Consider the following 16,826-nt stretch of genomic DNA (forward strand, 5'->3'; position numbering starts at 1 on the left):
GTAAATATTAAATTGAAAACAATTTGAAAAACGAGGTAGAGACCATTGGATACTGAAGAGTTTTAGGACGGTCATCATTTGAAGATAAGTAGAATGATGACCGTCTTTTTCTGTTGTAAAAAAAGAAGGCATCCTCTATAATTACTATGAAAGTCCTGTGCGGCAGCCATGAATTCACTATGCTTGCATGGCGGATTTATGGATATTGCTCAGGCTTTCATTCATGGAACACTCATAATAATTAGAAGGAACAGAAAGGTTATTGATATGTTCAGTGGAAAGATAGAAGATTATATTCTTTTTGAAGATAAAGATATTATTGTCTGCCGGAAACCAGCAGGACTGGCAGTACAGAATGCCAGAATCGGTGCAATGGATATGGAAAGCTGCCTTAAGAATTATCTGGCGGTGAAAGCAGGGGGAAGGAGTATTCCCTATCTTGCGGTAATCCACAGACTGGATCAGCCGGTAGAGGGAATACTGGTATTTGGCAAAACGCCGAAAGCCGCAAAGGGATTAAGTGCACAGATTACTGCGGGAAAAATGGAAAAGATTTATCTGGCGGTAACTTATGGGATGCCGCCAGCATTGGGAGATGACTGTACGGTTCTGGAAAATTATCTGAAAAAAGACGGAAAATCCAATACTTCTGCCGTAGTTGATAAAAATACGCCAGGAGCGAAATGTGCCCGGCTTTCCTATGAGGTTCTGGATGAAGCCCGGGATAGAATAACGGATAGCAAGAAATGGTTATTGAGGATTCATCTGGACACAGGACGCCACCACCAGATACGGGTGCAGATGGCTCATGCAGGAATGCCACTGGCTGGTGACCGGAAGTACGGCGCCGGAACCGACGGGGCAATTGGGGCTGGTGGTCTGGCTTTGTGTGCAGCAAGCCTGACCTTTTCCCATCCGGTTACCGGTAAGGAGATGAAGTTTGAAACCAGACCTGAAGGAGCTGAATTTGCTGACTTTTTCAAACACGCTCTGACATCATTTTGTTAAAAAATAATGAAAACTATGGACGCGGAGCGGAAAATGTGTATAATGTAAAAGCAAGATTAAACTGAGATTAAGACTGCGAAAATTGTTTGGTATAGGTATTTGAGAGCAGAATGCCTTTAAGCATTCAGATGAGGAGTGAATGAAATGAAAAAAGTAGCAGTGATACCTGTTGTTCTTCTGGCTGCATTATGCACGATGACCGGATGTAAGAAGGAAGAGGTGGAGAAAGTAATCGCACCATTGGTTGCAGATGAACAGACTACAGAATCCACAGAGGAAGCACAGGAAGAAAAGGATCCCATTATTCCTGAAATTGATACATCTGTAGAAATCCAGACAGGAGCCCGTGTGGCAGTTGTGAGCAAGAGCACCAGCGGAGAATTCTGGAATCTGGTAAGACAGGGAATGGAGCAGGCGATTGCAGATGTAAATCAGGCATATGGTTTCGAGAAGGACGATCAGGTGACAATGACCTTCGAAGGAGCCAGCGATGAGAAGGACGTGGAGAGCCAGGTAAATACCCTGGATGCTGTAATTGCAGAGAATCCGGATGTTCTGTGTGTTTCAGCAAGTGACATGGATTCCCTTCAGGCACAGCTGGAAGCTGCCAAAGAAAATGGAATCCCGGTTGTAGCCTTTGATTCCGGCGTAAGTGACAGTAAGATGATCCGCGCTTTTCGAGGAACAGACAATACAAGAGTAGGAGAAATCGCAGCATACAGGCTGGCATCTGCCATTGGAAAAATGGGGAAAGTTGCTGTCTTTTCCGCTCAGGAGAAAACCCAGAGTGTGCAGGAGCGTGTAGAGGGCTTTACAGATTACATCGCCAATTACCCGGATATTGAGGTGGTTGACATAATTTACCAGGATCAGGTAGATGATATGGTAGCGGCAATGCAGGAAGTACTTGATAAGAATCCACAGCTGGACGGTGTGTTCTGCACCAATGCAGATATTTCTGATCTGTATCTGGATATGGCGAAAGATGAGACCAAGGATCCGATTGTGATGGTTGGTGTTGACGGGACTGCGAAACAGCAGGAAGCTATCCGCAATAATAAAGAGGTAGGCGTGGTTTCCCAGCAGCCTTATGCTATGGGATATCAGACCATCTGGACTGCACTTATGGCGACTGCACCGAAGAAAAGTGTGGAGATTACCAGAAATGTGCGGATTGATCCAGCCTGGATTGATGCTTCCACCATTGATGATCCGGCATATAGCGCTTATCTGTATGCGAACTAGAGTGTGCAGATTGCAGGAATGTTTTTTTTAAACAGACTCTAATGCAAAAAGGTTAACAGATAAAAACTAGTCGACTGCTGACTCGTATTAGAATTGATAATTTACAAAAGAGAAACTGCTTTGTATGGCATGATTTTACCAAAGAATGGGAATGCTGATACAGAGCAGTTTTTTTATAAGAATTTTTTGTTTGTCATTTAGAACCTTTTTTAACCAGATTCTAGACAAAGCAACATAAAATGCCTAAATTTTAGTCAATTCGAAAATATTGTATAAAGACAAAAAAAGAGAAATCTGTTAGCATAAAGTTGTTTTTGAAAATGTGAAAAAATTGACGATATGCTATAAAAACCACACTGGTTTTTAAACAATTTTCACAATAAAAGTTGCTATCCACGGCAAATTGTGTTAAAATCTGTCTATAAAATGAGACTTTAGATAGGAGGGATTTATGAAAAAATGGGGAGATATCATCAAGAATTTGACGCTCCTTAGTCAATTTAGCCTGTCTTTTATTACTCCTCTTCTTCTGTGTCTTCTGATCTGCTGGTGGATGAGCACGAATCTGGGAATTGGGGAATGGATTTTCCTTCCTGGCTTTTTTTTCGGACTGGGTGGCTCCTTTACAGTAGCCTATAAACTTTATCTTTCTGTAACCAGCCATCAGAAAAAGGAGAAAAAAAAGAATAAAGTTTCATTTAACCGGCATCATTAGAAGAGATAACCGACATCATTAGAAGGGAGACTTATATGAGCAGAATGTTTGCAGATGTGCAGCCAGCGGTGAAAAAAGAGACCAGGAAGGTTGCCATTGGTACATTTGTATGTGTAGCTTTGATGTGGGCTGTATTTGGAATCGGACATCTGATATCACCGGAGCAGATTCCGTTTGATTATACAGTGATTCTTGGAGGCTTTGTGGGAGGCATCGTAGCAGTACTGAATTTTTTCCTTATGGGACTTACTGTACAGAAGGTGGTATCCATGGAGGATGATAAGCAGGCAGCAGCGAAGATGAAGACCAGTTATACCCAGAGAATGACGTTTCAGATCCTTTGGGGCATTCTGGCAATCGCAGTTCCTTGCTTTCAGTTTGTGGCAGGCCTTCTTCCATTACTTTTTCCGAACATTGTGATCAAGACAGTGGGAATAATCGGAGGAAAGCGGGCTGCATAGAAATCTATTTGGCAGATATGCCATACCGACGAAATGCGTAGCATTTTGGAAGCTGGCTCTGAACAGATAACAAAATATATAGCGACAGGAGGTGAGAGTACATGGACATAGAAATAACCGGTGGCAGGATATTCTATACATTTCCCTTTGAGGTTCCCATCCTGGGGAAATTTCAGATCACGGAGACACTGGTGGTAAGCTGGCTGGTCATGCTTCTGATCACAGGGCTCTGCATCTGGCTGACACATGACCTGAAGGTGGAGAAGATATCCAAAAGGCAGGCGGTAGCCGAGCTTCTGGTGGAGACAGCCGATAAATTTGTTATTGGCAATATGGGCGAAAAATTCAGGTATATGATTCCTTTTGTGGCAGCATTGTTTGCTACAAGTGTGGTATCCAACCTGATCAGTCTTGTGGGACTTCGAAGCCCCACAGCAGATCTTTCCACAGAGGCTGCATGGGCAATCGTGGTGTTTACCATGATCACAGCACAGAAGATCAAGACAAACGGTCTTGGTGGATATATGAAGGGATTTACGACCCCGATCCCGATCATGACACCGTTTAATATTCTTTCTGAAATCGCAACGCCGATCAGTATGGCATGCCGACATTTCGGAAATATCCTTTCCGGTGTGGTTATCAATGGTCTGATCTATGCGGCACTGGCACTGGCCAGTTCCAAGCTGTTCGGACTGATTCCGGGTATTGTAGGCGATGTATTGGCGAAGATCCCATTCCTGGATGTTGGTATTCCGGCAATTCTGTCAGTTTATTTTGACTGGTTCTCCGGAATCATGCAGGCGTTTATTTTCTGTATGCTGACGGTGATGTATATTGCGAATGCAGCAGAAGAGTAATGCAGGGAAAACCTGAAAGGAAATTCACTTTTCTGGCAGGTTGTTCTGATGGTAAAAGAATTTTGTTAGAAACCGTCAGCTGAAATTGTATTAAAAAGAAAGAGAAATAATAAATAACAGGAGGATTTGATTATGGATTTTACAGTATTGGCAAAAGGTATCGCACTGGCTGGTTGTGCAATTGGTGCAGGTCTTGCACTGATCGCAGGTATCGGACCTGGTATTGGAGAAGGTAACGCAGTTGCGAAGGCTCTGGAAGCAATCGGACGTCAGCCGGAGTGCAAAGGTGATGTTACTTCTACCATGCTTCTTGGTTGTGCAATCGCAGAGACCACCGGTATTTATGGTTTCGTAACTGGTCTGCTTCTGATCTTCGTGGCACCTGGTACCTTTATGAAATTCCTTGGCTGATAAATGAGGGTTACAACAGGAGGTTAGAACATGCAGGTACAGGAACTTGTAGGAATTGTGCCGTGGACGTTTGTTGCACAGATCTGCAACCTTTTTCTCCAGATGTATCTGATAAAAAGATTTCTGTTCAAGCCTGTCAATGAAATGCTTCAGAAGAGAAGAGCGATGGCAGATGCCCAGATTCAGGACGCTACGAAGGCAAAGGAAGAGGCAATTGCCATGAAGACAGAGTATGAGCAGAATATGCAGCAGGCCAAAGCGAAGGCCAGTGACATTGTGACAGAGGCACAGAAGACAGCATCCCTCCAGAGTGAGGAGATCCTGAAGAGCGCAGCGCAGGAAGCCCGTGCCATGAAGGAGAAGGCTGAGAGCGATATTGCCCAGGAGAAACGTAAAGCTGTCAATGAAGTGAAAAATGAGATCGGCGGCATGGCAATGGAGATTGCCTGCAAGGTGATCGAGCGTGAGATCAAAGAAGAGGATCACGCGAAACTGATCGACGAGTTTATTTCGAATGTAGGTGAGGCATCATGACGCAGATTGCCAGATTGTATGGCGGCAGCATGTATGACCTTGCTGCCGAAGAACAGCTTACAGATATTGTATTGGAGCAGATGCAGACGATCCGGCAGCTTTTCCGGGAAAATCCCGATTATGTGAAATTGCTGTCAGAGCCCTCCATTCCCAAAGAAGAGAGGACGAAGCTTCTGGATGCTGCATTTGGTGCAGAAGCAGAACAGTATCTTGTGAATTTTCTCAAACTGCTGTGTGAGCGTGGAATCCTTGGAGAGTATGCAGGGTGCTGCGAAGAATTTACACGGCGGTACAATGTGGACCATAATATTGCCACTGCAGTAGTGACCAGTGCGGTTGCCCTGACAGAGGAGCAGATGACAGCACTTAAGGACAAGCTGGAGAAATTAAGCGGCAAGACCATTGCCCTTACCCAGAAAACAGATCCTACGGTGCTGGCAGGTCTTAAAGTGGAGCTGGAGGGAAAACAGCTGGACGGTACGGTAAAGAGCCGCCTGGATGGTCTTTCCAGGAAATTAAACGAGCTTATAGTATAAGGATGGATAGAGAAAATGCAGCTTAAACCTGAAGAAATTTCAAAAGTCATCCGCAGTCAGATCAAATATTACGATAACGCCATCAGACAGAATGAGACCGGTACGGTTCTTATGGTCGGTGATGGTATTGCCAGAGCCAGCGGACTTATCAACTGCATGGCAGGTGAGCTTCTTGAATTTGAGGATGGAAGCTTCGGTATGGCACAGAACCTGGAAGAGAACAGCGTATCTATCGTATTATTTGGTGATGATTCCGGTATTGGCGAAGGTCAGACCGTAAAGCGCACTGGAAAGGTTGTATCTGTTCCAGTAGGCGAGGCGATGATCGGGCGAGTTGTAAATGCCCTTGGACAGCCGATTGACGGTGCTGGACCTGTTGTGACAAGTGAATACCGGGCGATTGAGAGCCCGGCGCCAGGTATCTGCGAGAGACAGGGCGTTAACCAGCCTCTGCAGACCGGTATTAAGGCAATTGACTCTATGGTTCCCATTGGCAGGGGCCAGCGAGAGCTGATCATCGGTGACCGTCAGACTGGTAAGACCACTCTGGCAGCGGACACCATTATCAATCAGAAAGGAAAAGATGTAATCTGTATTTACGTTGCAATTGGACAGAAGAGATCTACCGTTTCTTCCCTGGTTGAAACTCTTACCAGAAATGGTGCTATGGATTACACCATTGTAGTTGCAGCTACAGCGTCAGAAGCCAGCCCGCTGCAGTACATTGCACCGTATTCCGGATGTGCAATGGGTGAATATTTTATGTACAAGGGCAAAGATGTGCTGATCATTTATGATGACCTGAGTAAGCATGCGGTTGCTTACCGTGCACTTTCCCTGCTGATCCGCCGTCCACCGGGACGTGAGGCATATCCTGGAGATGTTTTCTACCTTCATTCCAGACTTCTGGAGCGTGCCGCAAGACTGGACGAGGCACATGGAGGTGGTTCCCTGACTGCCCTTCCGATCATTGAGACACAGGCAGGAGACGTTTCCGCATATATTCCGACCAACGTTATTTCCATTACAGACGGACAGATTTTCCTTGAGACAGAGCTGTTCCATTCCGGTGTTATGCCGGCTGTAAACCCTGGTATTTCCGTATCCCGAGTTGGTGGTAATGCACAGATTAAGGCAATGAAAAAAGTTGCCGGTACTTTGAAGCTGATTTACTCCCAGTATCGTGAGCTGCAGAGCTTCGCACAGTTCGGCTCCGATCTGGATGCGGATACCAAGGCCAGACTGGAGCAGGGCGCCCGTATCGTGGAAGTCCTGAAGCAGAATCAGAATGCTCCGGTTCCGGTTGAGAAGCAGGTTGCCATTCTCTATGCGGTGACCAAGGGAATCCTTTCCAAGGTTGCCACAGAGGATGTAAGAAGCTACGAAGCCGGACTTTATACCTGGCTTGACAGCGATGCGCAGGGAGCTGCTGCGATGCAGGAAATCCGCTCTACAGGCGCGTTGTCAGCAGAGACAGAGGGCAAGCTTAAGAGCGCCCTGGAGCAGTACACTGAGAATTTTGTGAATACAAGACCTGAGAAATAAATTGTGACGAGGAGGATCTTTTTATGGCTGCAAACATGAAAGCGGTAAAGCTGCGTATTAAGAGTGTTCAGAGCACCATGCAGATTACCAAGGCAATGGAACTTGTAGCATCCTCCAAACTGCGTAAAGCAAAAGAAAGGGCTGAGGTCTGCCGGCCATATTTCGAGACCATGCATCAGACTCTGGCGGATATCGCACAGGGGAATACAGATTTTTCCTCTGTATATGCCAGAGAATCGGGAAATGAGAAGCGCTGTTATGTGCTGATCGCCGGAGACCGTGGCCTGGCAGGCGGATATAATACCAACCTGTTTAAATGTCTGGAAGCAGCTTCTAAGGATCAGGATTTTCTGGTTCTTCCCATTGGGAAAAAGGCTGTGGAATATTCGAAGAGGAACGGATTATCCTGTGTCACAGAGAGCTTTGCTGAAATCGCAGATATTTCTGTGGCAGATTGTTTTGAAATGGCAAACCTGCTCTGCGGGGCATTTCAGAAAGGAGAATTTGGGCACATTGATCTGTGTTATACCAGATTTGTTTCCATGCTTTCCCAGCAGCCGTCGGCGATTCCGGCACTGCCGCTGAATGATCTGACAAAGGAGCAGGATACAAAGGGAATTCGGAATCTGATCCTATATGAACCAGATGCGTCTGAGGTGTTTGAGGCAATTGTTCCGGAATATCTGGCCGGACTGATCTATGGTGCAGTATGCGAAAGTGTTGCCAGCGAGCTGGCTGCGAGACGTACAGCCATGGAAGCTGCGACCAGTAATGCAGAAGAAATGATCGAGAAGCTGAACCTGCATTATAACAGGGCGCGTCAGGCAAGCATCACGCAGGAGATCACAGAAATTGTTGGAGGTGCAGAGGGAGTCTGAGTACAGAGATTGTTACGTAAGACTTTTCTTAATAATAATGTCACTGTCAGGTGACATGTCAGTTTAGGAAGATAAGGGCAAAAACTTGTCTTCTACGATATAAGGAGACTGCTAAATGAGCGAAAAACACATTGGCGAGGTGGTGCAGGTAATCGGGCCGGTACTGGACATCCGGTTTGGTCATGACGAGCTGCCGGCACTTCTCAATGCCATCGAAATTGAGCATGAAGGCACTAAGCTCACAGCAGAGGTTGCCCAGCAGATCGGTGACAATACGGTACGTTGTATCGCCATGAATTCCACCGACGGTCTGGTAAGAGGAACCAAGGCTGTAGACACCGGTGAACCCATCAAGGTTCCGGTTGGAGAAGAGTGTCTGGGAAGAGTATTTAACCTTCTGGGGGATCCGGTAGACAATCTTCCGGCGCCCAAGACCAAGGAGCACTGGGCAATCCACCGTCCGGCACCATCTTATGAGGAGCAGATGCCTGCCACAGAGATCCTGGAAACCGGCATCAAGGTTGTTGACCTGATCTGCCCTTATGCAAAGGGTGGTAAGATCGGTCTGTTCGGAGGTGCAGGTGTTGGTAAAACAGTTCTTATTATGGAGCTGATCCACAATGTTGCTACGGCACATGGCGGACTTTCTGTATTTACCGGTGTTGGAGAACGTACCCGTGAGGGTAATGACCTTTATAATGAGATGAAGGAGAGCGGCGTTATCGATAAGACGGCACTGGTTTACGGCCAGATGAATGAGCCGCCGGGAGCACGTATGCGTGTTGGCCTTTCCGGATTGACTATGGCAGAGTATTTCCGTGATGTGAAGAATCAGGATGTGCTTCTCTTCATTGATAATATTTTCCGTTTTACACAGGCTGGTTCCGAGGTTTCCGCACTTCTTGGACGTATGCCGTCGGCTGTAGGTTATCAGCCTACACTGGCTACGGAGATGGGAGCTCTTCAGGAGCGTATCACTTCTACCAGAAAAGGTTCCATCACATCTGTTCAGGCTGTTTATGTGCCAGCCGATGACCTTACAGACCCGGCTCCGGCTACCACATTTACTCATCTGGATGCGACCACGGTACTTTCCCGTGAGATTGCCAGCCAGGGCATTTATCCGGCAGTGGATCCTCTTGATTCCACCAGCCGTATCCTTTCTCCGGAGGTAGTTGGACAGGAGCATTACGAAATTGCCCGTGCAGTACAGAGGGTTTTACAGCGATATAAAGAGTTACAGGATATTATCGCTATCATGGGTATGGATGAGCTTTCTGAGGAAGATAAGCTTACCGTAAGCCGTGCCCGTAAGGTGCAGCGTTTCCTGTCACAGAGCTTCTCTGTTGCGGAGCAGTTTACCGGTATGCCAGGACAGTATGTGCCTCTGAAAGAGACTCTCCGCGGATTCAAGATGATCCTGGACGGTGAGTGCGACAGCATTCCAGAGAGCTGTTTCCTGTTTGCCGGAACTATTGATGATGTATTTGAGAAAGCAAAGAATAACCAGAACCAGTAAAGGAGGCTGCCTATGAGGACATTTCCCCTTAGAATCGGTACCCCCGACGGTCTGCTTTTCGAGGGAGAGGTACAGCGGGTAGTCTGCCGGAGTATTACCGGAGATCTGGCAATACTGGCAGGACATTGTAATTTCTGTACCGCTCTTGGTATGGGCGAGGCCCATGTGATACTGGAGGATGGAACCAGCCGCAGTGCTGCCTGTATTGGCGGTATGCTTACCGTGATGGATGGAAGCTGCAGTCTTCTTGCAACAACCTGGGAATGGCAGGAAGACATCGATGCAGAACGTGCCGGAAAAGCGAAGGAACGCGCCAAAGAGAAGCTGGCCCAGGGCGGGCTTTCCGATAAGGAGTATAAGATCGTGGAAGCCAAGCTGCAGAGGGCACTGGTGAGACTTAGTGTGAAAAGTTAAAGATACACTTAAAAACGTTGACATAAAAGTGCAGCGGCGGTACAATAAAGTACCGGGAAACAAGAAAAAGGATCGGAGTCAACCGGTCCTTTTTCTTGTTTCCAATGAAAATGAAGCCTGGAGGAATAATGAAATGATAGCAGAAAAAATGAAACCTTATGTAAAAAATAATTCTGCAATCCGTATGATGTTTGAAGAGGGAAATCGTCTTCGTGCCATATACGGACCGGAGAAGGTATTTGATTTCAGCCTTGGAAATCCAAGTGTTCCGGCACCGGATTGTGTGCGGCAGGCTATTATTGATCTGGTAAATGAGGAGGAACCTACGGTTCTTCACGGATATATGAGCAATGCTGGATTCGAAGATGTACGCCAGACAATCGCAGAGTCCTTGAACCGCAGATTTGGAACCTCTTTTGCAGCAAAGAACCTGATCATGACAGTTGGCGCTGCAAGCGGGTTGAACGTTGCATTTAAGACAATCCTGAATCCAGGAGAAGAAGTGGTGGTTTTTGCACCTTATTTCCTGGAATACGGTGCATATGTGCGCAATTATGACGGTAAGCTTGTGGAAATCTCACCGGATACCACTACATTCCAGCCGAATCTGGAGGAATTTGAGGAGAAGATCACACCGAAGACCCGAGCAGTCATTGTAAATACTCCTCACAATCCTACTGGAGTTGTTTATTCAGAAGAAACAATCAAAAAACTTGCAGCAATTCTGGAAGCGAAGCAGAAAGAATTTGGAACGGTTATTTATCTGATTTCTGATGAGCCTTACAGAGAACTGGCTTATGATGGTGTGCAGGTGCCTTATCTGACAAAGTATTATGCAAATACAATTGTAGGTTATTCTTACAGCAAATCACTTTCTCTTCCAGGAGAGCGTATCGGTTATCTGGTTATTCCGGATGAAGCGGATGGAAGCGAGGAGCTGATCGCGGCTGCAGCCATTGCAAACCGTACCATCGGCTGTGTAAATGCACCGTCCCTGATCCAGAAAGTAATTTCGCGTTGCGTGGATGCAGAGGTGGATGTGGCAGCATATGATAAGAACCGTCTGGCTCTTTATAATGGTCTGAAAGAGCTTGGTTTTGAATGTATCAAACCACAGGGGGCATTCTATCTGTTTGTGAAATCACCGGTTGCAGATGAGAAAGCATTTTGTGAAGCTGGTAAGAAATATAACATTCTTATGGTTCCGGGAAGCTCTTTTGCCTGCCCGGGATATGTAAGACTGGCATATTGTGTATCTTATGAGACAATTGTGAATTCTTTACCACAGTTTAAGAAACTGGCAGAAGAATTTGGACTGAAAGCCTGAGGTCAGAACGTGCTTGGAACTGAGTGCAGAATATACTTAGAGAGCGGCGATTATAGGAGAATAGTTACAAGAGCAATAAAAAAAGAGTAAGGTGGAGAAAGTTATGTCCAGTTTATATATCGTAATTCCAGCGTATAATGAATCTGAGAATATTGAAAAGACCATCGACCAATGGTACCCGGTGGTAGAACAGCATAACGATGAGGGAAAATCAAGACTGGTGATCATTAACGACGGGAGCAGGGACAATACCTATGAGCTTCTTGAAAAGTGTGCCTCCACAAGACCGCTTCTTATCCCGCTGGACAAGCCAAATGGCGGCCATGGGCCGACTGTTCTTTACGGTTATCGCTATGCCATCAGCCAGAAAGCTGATTACATTTTCCAGACAGATTCAGACGGACAGACAAATCCAGATGAATTTGAGCCTTTCTGGAATCAGAGAGGCCGGTACGATGCAGTAATCGGTAACCGGACTGTCCGCGGAGATGGAAAATCCAGGAAATTTGTGGAGAATGTTGTATGTCTGCTGCTGAGAATCATTTTTGGAGTGAAGGTTTCCGATGCGAATGCACCGTACCGTCTGATGAAGGCGGATCTGGTGTCGAAGTATATCGGGAAACTGCCGGAAGATTTCAACATTCCGAATATTATGTTTACTACATACTTTGTCCATTATAAGGAGAAAGTGAAGTTCATCGAAATTAGTTTCAAGCCAAGGCAGGGTGGAACCAATTCCATCAATGTAAAGAAGATCGTGAAGATCGGCTGGAAAGCTGTGAAGGATTTTTACAGGTTGAAGAAAGAGCTGTAGGAAACCAATTGTAAAAGGAAGAAATAATCTGGAAAAGCTTCGAATGGCAGAGAAAGAAATTGAGAGTCTATAAAAAAGAAAATCGCGCAGACTTACAGTCTGGGCGATTTTCTTTGGCTAGAGCGTGTTTGAAAAATCATTCCTGCGATCTGCACGCCCCACTTTGCGGTATATTTTGATCTCTTTTGTATTTTATGAAATCTTACGCATTCTTCTTAATAGAAGCTCTCTTTCTGTCACGGGAATCCAGGATCTTCTTACGGATACGAAGGCTGGTAGGAGTAACCTCCAGAAGCTCGTCTGTATCGATGAATTCAATTGCCTGCTCCAGGCTGAGAACTCTTGGCGGAGTCAGCTTCAGTGCCTCATCGGCAGAAGAGGAACGGGTGTTGGTCAGGTGCTTGGTCTTGCAGACATTCAGCTCGATATCCTCTGCTTTACCATTCTGTCCGATTACCATACCGCTGTAAACCTTTTCGCCAGGTCCGATGAATAAGGTACCACGCTCCTGGGCTGCAAACAGACCATAAGTAACAGCCTCGCCACCCTCGAATGCGATCAGGGAGCCCTGTTTACGGTACTGGAAATCTCCCTTGTATGGAGCATATCCGTCAAAAATGGTATTGATGATACCAGTTCCCTTTGTGGAAGTCAGGAAGTTTCCACGGAAACCGATCAGTCCACGGGATGGGATGTGGAACTCGAGACGGACAGAACCGTCACTTGCAGTACTCATTCCTTGAAGCTCGCCCTTACGCTCGCTGAGCATCTGGATAACAGTACCGGAAAATTCTTCCGGAACGTCGATGTAAGCGATTTCCATTGGCTCTAATTTCTTGCCGCGCTCGTCAATTTTATAAAGTACCTCTGGCTTGCTGACAGCGAACTCATAACCCTCACGTCTCATATTCTCAATCAGAACAGAAAGATGAAGCTCACCACGGCCGGAAACCTTGAAGCACTCAGTTGTCTCGGTATCCTCTACACGAAGGCTGACATCTGTGTTCAGCTCTCTGTAAAGTCTGTCGCGGAGATGGCGGGAGGTGATATATTTACCTTCCTGTCCTGCAAGCGGGCTGTCATTTACCAGGAAATTCATGGCAATGGTAGGCTCAGAAATCTTCTGGAATGGAATTGCCTCCGGGTTATCTCCGCCGCAAAGGGTATCTCCGATATGAATCTCAGCAATACCGGAAATTGCAACAATTGATCCGATTGTTGCTTCTTTTACTTCAACTTTGTTCAGACCATCAAATTCGTAAAGCTTGCTGATCTTAACTTTCTGTTTTTTGTCCGGATCGTGATGGTTCAGAAGAGTGAGCTCCTGGTTGACTGCGATGGTACCGCTCTCAACCTTACCAACACCGATACGTCCTACATATTCATTGTAATCAATAGTACTGATCAGTACCTGGGTATCTGCGTCCGGATCACCCTCTGGAGCCGGGATGTATTTCAGAATTGCCTCAAACAGAGGAACCATGTTCTCCGGAGTATCCTTAAGGTCCAGAACAGCATGTCCTGTTTTTGCAGAAGCATAGAGGAACGGGCAGTCAAGCTGCTCATCGGAAGCTCCAAGATCCATAAGAAGCTCCAGAACCTCATCAACGACCTCATCTGGTCTTGCTTCCGGACGGTCTATTTTGTTAATGCAGACGATTACGTGCAGATCCAGCTCGAGAGCTTTTTTCAGAACGAATTTGGTCTGTGGCATAGCACCTTCGAAAGCATCAACCAGAAGGATAACGCCATCTACCATTTTAAGTACACGCTCAACCTCGCCGCCGAAGTCAGCATGTCCTGGGGTATCGATAATATTGATCTTGGTGTCTTTATAATGAACTGCTGTGTTTTTGGAGAGGATTGTGATACCACGCTCTCTCTCGATATCATTGGAGTCCATGACACGCTCCTGAACCTCCTGGTTGGCACGGAAAACACCGCTCTGTTTCAGAAGCTGGTCTACAAGAGTGGTTTTACCATGGTCAACGTGGGCAATGATGGCTACGTTACGTACATCTTCGCGTTTCGTCTTCATAAAAATCGAAATCCTTTCTTTACCGGGCGGGAATTCCGCCACATTCTTTCCTTATTAATGTGTTTTTGTCATTATATGTCCGATTTTCCAGTTTACCACATTTTTCGCAGATTACAAGGTGTCAGGAAAAATTTTTTTAAATTGTGGTTCTAAAGTGGCTGATTTTTTCATAGATATTATAGACCAACAAGTGTGCGTTGGAATCGTCTGCAGAAAAAAAGTGAAAAAGAGGAAGGAGAACTACATCATGGCAGATAAAATTATTGAAAACAATCAGGTTTCCATCACAGGAAAAATCGTAACAGGTTTTTCATTCAGCCATCAGGTCTATGGAGAAGGCTTCTATACAATGGAGCTTCTGGTAAAAAGGCTTAGTGATTCCGAGGACCGGATTCCGGTGATGATATCCGAAAGGCTGGTGGATGTTACCCAGGATTATGTGGGACAGTATGTGGAAATCCATGGACAGTTCCGTTCTTATAACCGTCACGAAGAAAAGCATAACCGGCTGGTGCTCTCGGCTTTTGCCAGAGAACTGAAGTTTCTGGAAGAGGAGGATTCCCAGACACCGGTAAATCAGATCTTCCTGGATGGCTATATCTGTAAGCCGCCGGTTTACCGGAAAACGCCTCTGGGAAGAGAAATTGCAGATCTGCTCCTTGCAGTGAACCGTCCTTATGGAAAATCAGACTACATACCATGTATCTGCTGGGGAAGAAATGCCCGTTATGCATCAGCTTTTGAGGTAGGAGGCCATGTATTGATCTGGGGCAGGATACAGAGCCGTGAATACATGAAGCGGATCGGGGAAAATGAGACCCAGAAGAGAACTGCATATGAAGTTTCCGTGAGCAAACTGGAATATGTATAGAAAATTTCTTCTGCTTGCATTTCTATTCGTTTTGCGGTAATATAAGCATATTAAAAATGGCGCAATTTGCGAATGGCTGCATTGCGGGAAATGTTACCGGTCGGTAGCATTATTTTTAACAATAAGAGGAATCAGTATGGAAAAAGAAATAGCAGAAGTATATTGCGGCAACGGCAAGGGCAAGACCACATTGGCAATCGGTCAGGCTCTGCGTGCATCCTCCCAGGGGAAAAGCGTGATCATCATTCAGTTCCTGAAGGGAAATGAACGGCGTGAGCTGGATTTTCTGGAAGAGCTGGATCAGCTGGATATTAAGATCTTCCGCTTTGAGAAGATGGAGACCTGTTACGACCAGCTGAATGAGGAAGAACAGGCAGAGGAGAAACGCAATATTCTTAATGGGTTGAATTTTGCCCGTAAGGTAATTGCTACCAGGGAATGTGATTTTCTGGTACTGGATGAGATCCTGGGACTTCTTGATAAGCACATTGCGACTGTAGATATGGTTGCAGAGCTTCTGAAGCATAAGGATGAATCCATGCATATTATTCTTACAGGGAATAAGGTGGCACCCGGTCTTCTGGACTATGTGGACAGTGTGACTACCATAACCACTCTTGGAAGAGAGCAGGCTTTACCTGCTGGTGAGTGAAATCAGCTGAAATAATACAGAAGGATGAATAGGAGGAAATAAGATGGCAATTTTCAAAGGCGCAGGTGTTGCGATCGTAACACCGATGCATGAAGATGGAAAGGTAAATTATGAGAAACTGGAAGAGCTTCTGGAGTATCAGATTGCAAACAGTACAGATGCGATCATTATCTGTGGAACAACAGGAGAGTCTTCTACACTGACTCACGGGGAGCATCTCCAGACCATCAAGTTTGCGATTGATAAGGTGGCAGGAAGAGTTCCGGTTATTGCCGGCACAGGTTCTAACTGTACTGAGACAGCTGTTATGATGTCACAGGAAGCAGCTTCTTATGGCGCTGATGCGCTTCTTATCGTAACTCCTTATTATAATAAGGCAAGCCAGAAGGGACTTATCCGTCATTATACAGAGATTGCCAATTCCGTGCCGGATACTCCGATCATCATGTATAACGTACCAAGCCGTACTGGCTGCAATATCCAGCCGGCTACCGCTGTCACACTTGCCAAGAATGTGAAAAATATTGTAGGAATCAAGGCTGCAAGCGGGGACCTTTCCCAGATCGCTAAGATGATGTCTATGGCTGACGGATGTCTTGAGCTTTATTCAGGAAACGATGATCAGGTGCTCCCGATCCTCTCCCTTGGCGGACTTGGAGTTATTTCTGTTTTATCTAATGTTGCTCCGAAGAACACACATGATATGGTCATGAAATTCCTGGAGGGAGATCTTGCTGGCGCTGCCAAGCTTCAGCTTGAAGCAATCCCGCTTATCAATGCGCTGTTCTGCGAAGTAAACCCGATTCCGGTTAAGACTGCCCTGAATCTGATGGGCTGGAATGTAGGACCGACCCGTATGCCGCTTTGCGAGATGGAGCCGGAGAATAAAGAAAGACTGAAAAAAGCACTTGCAGATTATGGAATCAAGCTTGCATAAAGGATGATCATGGAATCCCGGATAGAGACGGTCAGTTTTGGTGTGCGGCAGCATGCTGTCT

19 protein-coding genes are annotated in these 16,826 nt (G+C 46.0%); 17 read left to right on the forward strand and 2 right to left on the reverse strand.

The genetic code is table 11. The features are described 5' to 3' along the window. Positions 1–267 precede the first annotated feature (267 nt). The 14 genes from ACTQWB_RS15480 (at position 268) to ACTQWB_RS15545 (ending at position 12,267) form a co-directional block, all read left to right on the forward strand. Positions 268–1,008, forward strand: coding sequence for an RluA family pseudouridine synthase (locus tag ACTQWB_RS15480; RefSeq protein WP_441502357.1), 741 nt, complete (start codon positions 268–270; stop codon positions 1,006–1,008). A gap of 144 nt (positions 1,009–1,152) precedes the next feature. Beyond that, on the forward strand, positions 1,153–2,253 hold the full coding sequence (locus ACTQWB_RS15485) for a substrate-binding domain-containing protein (RefSeq protein WP_441502356.1): 1,101 nt from the start codon (positions 1,153–1,155) through the stop codon (positions 2,251–2,253). 451 nt (positions 2,254–2,704) lie between these two features. After that, on the forward strand, positions 2,705–2,968 hold the full coding sequence (locus ACTQWB_RS15490; protein WP_441502355.1) for an AtpZ/AtpI family protein: 264 nt from the start codon (positions 2,705–2,707) through the stop codon (positions 2,966–2,968). A 35-nt stretch (positions 2,969–3,003) separates the two neighbouring features. After that, entirely contained in the window at positions 3,004–3,429 is a 426-nt protein-coding gene (locus ACTQWB_RS15495; protein WP_441502354.1) for an ATP synthase subunit I, read from the forward strand. 101 nt (positions 3,430–3,530) lie between these two features. Next, a complete protein-coding gene (locus ACTQWB_RS15500) occupies positions 3,531–4,289 on the forward strand; it encodes a F0F1 ATP synthase subunit A (RefSeq protein ID WP_441502353.1) in 759 nt (252 codons plus the stop codon). A gap of 132 nt (positions 4,290–4,421) precedes the next feature. Beyond that, complete coding sequence (gene atpE, locus ACTQWB_RS15505; RefSeq protein WP_179962564.1) at positions 4,422–4,700, forward strand: ATP synthase F0 subunit C; 279 nt, start codon at positions 4,422–4,424, stop codon at positions 4,698–4,700. Between the two features lie 30 nt (positions 4,701–4,730). After that, positions 4,731–5,234, forward strand: a complete 504-nt coding sequence (gene atpF / locus ACTQWB_RS15510; protein ID WP_441502352.1) for a F0F1 ATP synthase subunit B — start codon at positions 4,731–4,733, stop codon at positions 5,232–5,234. Next, positions 5,231–5,770, forward strand: coding sequence for an ATP synthase F1 subunit delta (gene atpH, locus ACTQWB_RS15515; protein WP_441502351.1), 540 nt, complete (start codon positions 5,231–5,233; stop codon positions 5,768–5,770). Before atpF ends, atpH begins: the two co-directional genes overlap by 4 nt. Positions 5,771–5,785: 15 nt before the next feature. After that, positions 5,786–7,315 (forward strand): F0F1 ATP synthase subunit alpha, encoded by a 1,530-nt coding sequence (gene atpA, locus ACTQWB_RS15520; protein WP_441502350.1) that lies wholly within the window; start codon positions 5,786–5,788, stop codon positions 7,313–7,315. Positions 7,316–7,338: 23 nt separating this feature from the next. Next, positions 7,339–8,193 (forward strand): ATP synthase F1 subunit gamma, encoded by an 855-nt coding sequence (gene atpG, locus ACTQWB_RS15525; protein WP_441502349.1) that lies wholly within the window; start codon positions 7,339–7,341, stop codon positions 8,191–8,193. Positions 8,194–8,308: 115 nt separating this feature from the next. Next, a complete protein-coding gene (gene atpD, locus ACTQWB_RS15530; protein WP_441502348.1) occupies positions 8,309–9,712 on the forward strand; it encodes a F0F1 ATP synthase subunit beta in 1,404 nt (467 codons plus the stop codon). 12 nt (positions 9,713–9,724) lie between these two features. Further along, a complete protein-coding gene (gene atpC / locus ACTQWB_RS15535) occupies positions 9,725–10,126 on the forward strand; it encodes an ATP synthase F1 subunit epsilon (protein WP_441502347.1) in 402 nt (133 codons plus the stop codon). Between the two features lie 133 nt (positions 10,127–10,259). Further along, positions 10,260–11,453, forward strand: coding sequence for a pyridoxal phosphate-dependent aminotransferase (locus ACTQWB_RS15540; RefSeq protein WP_441502346.1), 1,194 nt, complete (start codon positions 10,260–10,262; stop codon positions 11,451–11,453). 103 nt (positions 11,454–11,556) lie between these two features. After that, positions 11,557–12,267, forward strand: coding sequence for a glycosyltransferase family 2 protein (locus ACTQWB_RS15545; RefSeq protein WP_441502345.1), 711 nt, complete (start codon positions 11,557–11,559; stop codon positions 12,265–12,267). Positions 12,268–12,359: 92 nt separating this feature from the next. Here ACTQWB_RS15545 and ACTQWB_RS15550 read toward each other — a convergent pair whose 3' ends face one another. Continuing rightward, entirely contained in the window at positions 12,360–12,458 is a 99-nt protein-coding gene (locus ACTQWB_RS15550; protein WP_441502397.1) for a DUF6783 domain-containing protein, read from the reverse strand. 11 nt (positions 12,459–12,469) lie between these two features. After that, a complete protein-coding gene (typA, locus tag ACTQWB_RS15555) occupies positions 12,470–14,305 on the reverse strand; it encodes a translational GTPase TypA (protein ID WP_441502344.1) in 1,836 nt (611 codons plus the stop codon). A gap of 247 nt (positions 14,306–14,552) precedes the next feature. Between typA and ACTQWB_RS15560 the strand changes: the two genes are divergently transcribed. From ACTQWB_RS15560 to dapA, 3 genes are all read left to right on the forward strand, one after another. Continuing rightward, on the forward strand, positions 14,553–15,176 hold the full coding sequence (locus ACTQWB_RS15560; protein ID WP_441502343.1) for a single-stranded DNA-binding protein: 624 nt from the start codon (positions 14,553–14,555) through the stop codon (positions 15,174–15,176). 136 nt (positions 15,177–15,312) lie between these two features. Continuing rightward, positions 15,313–15,828, forward strand: a complete 516-nt coding sequence (locus ACTQWB_RS15565; RefSeq protein WP_441502342.1) for a cob(I)yrinic acid a,c-diamide adenosyltransferase — start codon at positions 15,313–15,315, stop codon at positions 15,826–15,828. Between the two features lie 43 nt (positions 15,829–15,871). Beyond that, the gene (dapA, locus tag ACTQWB_RS15570; RefSeq protein WP_441502341.1) at positions 15,872–16,765 is read left to right on the forward strand and encodes a 4-hydroxy-tetrahydrodipicolinate synthase; all 894 of its coding nucleotides are present in this window, start codon (positions 15,872–15,874) and stop codon (positions 16,763–16,765) included. Positions 16,766–16,826: the final 61 nt, after the last annotated feature.

Source organism: Blautia sp. HCP3S3_H10_2 (genome assembly GCF_052122375.1).
Classification (GTDB): domain Bacteria; phylum Bacillota; class Clostridia; order Lachnospirales; family Lachnospiraceae; genus Blautia_A.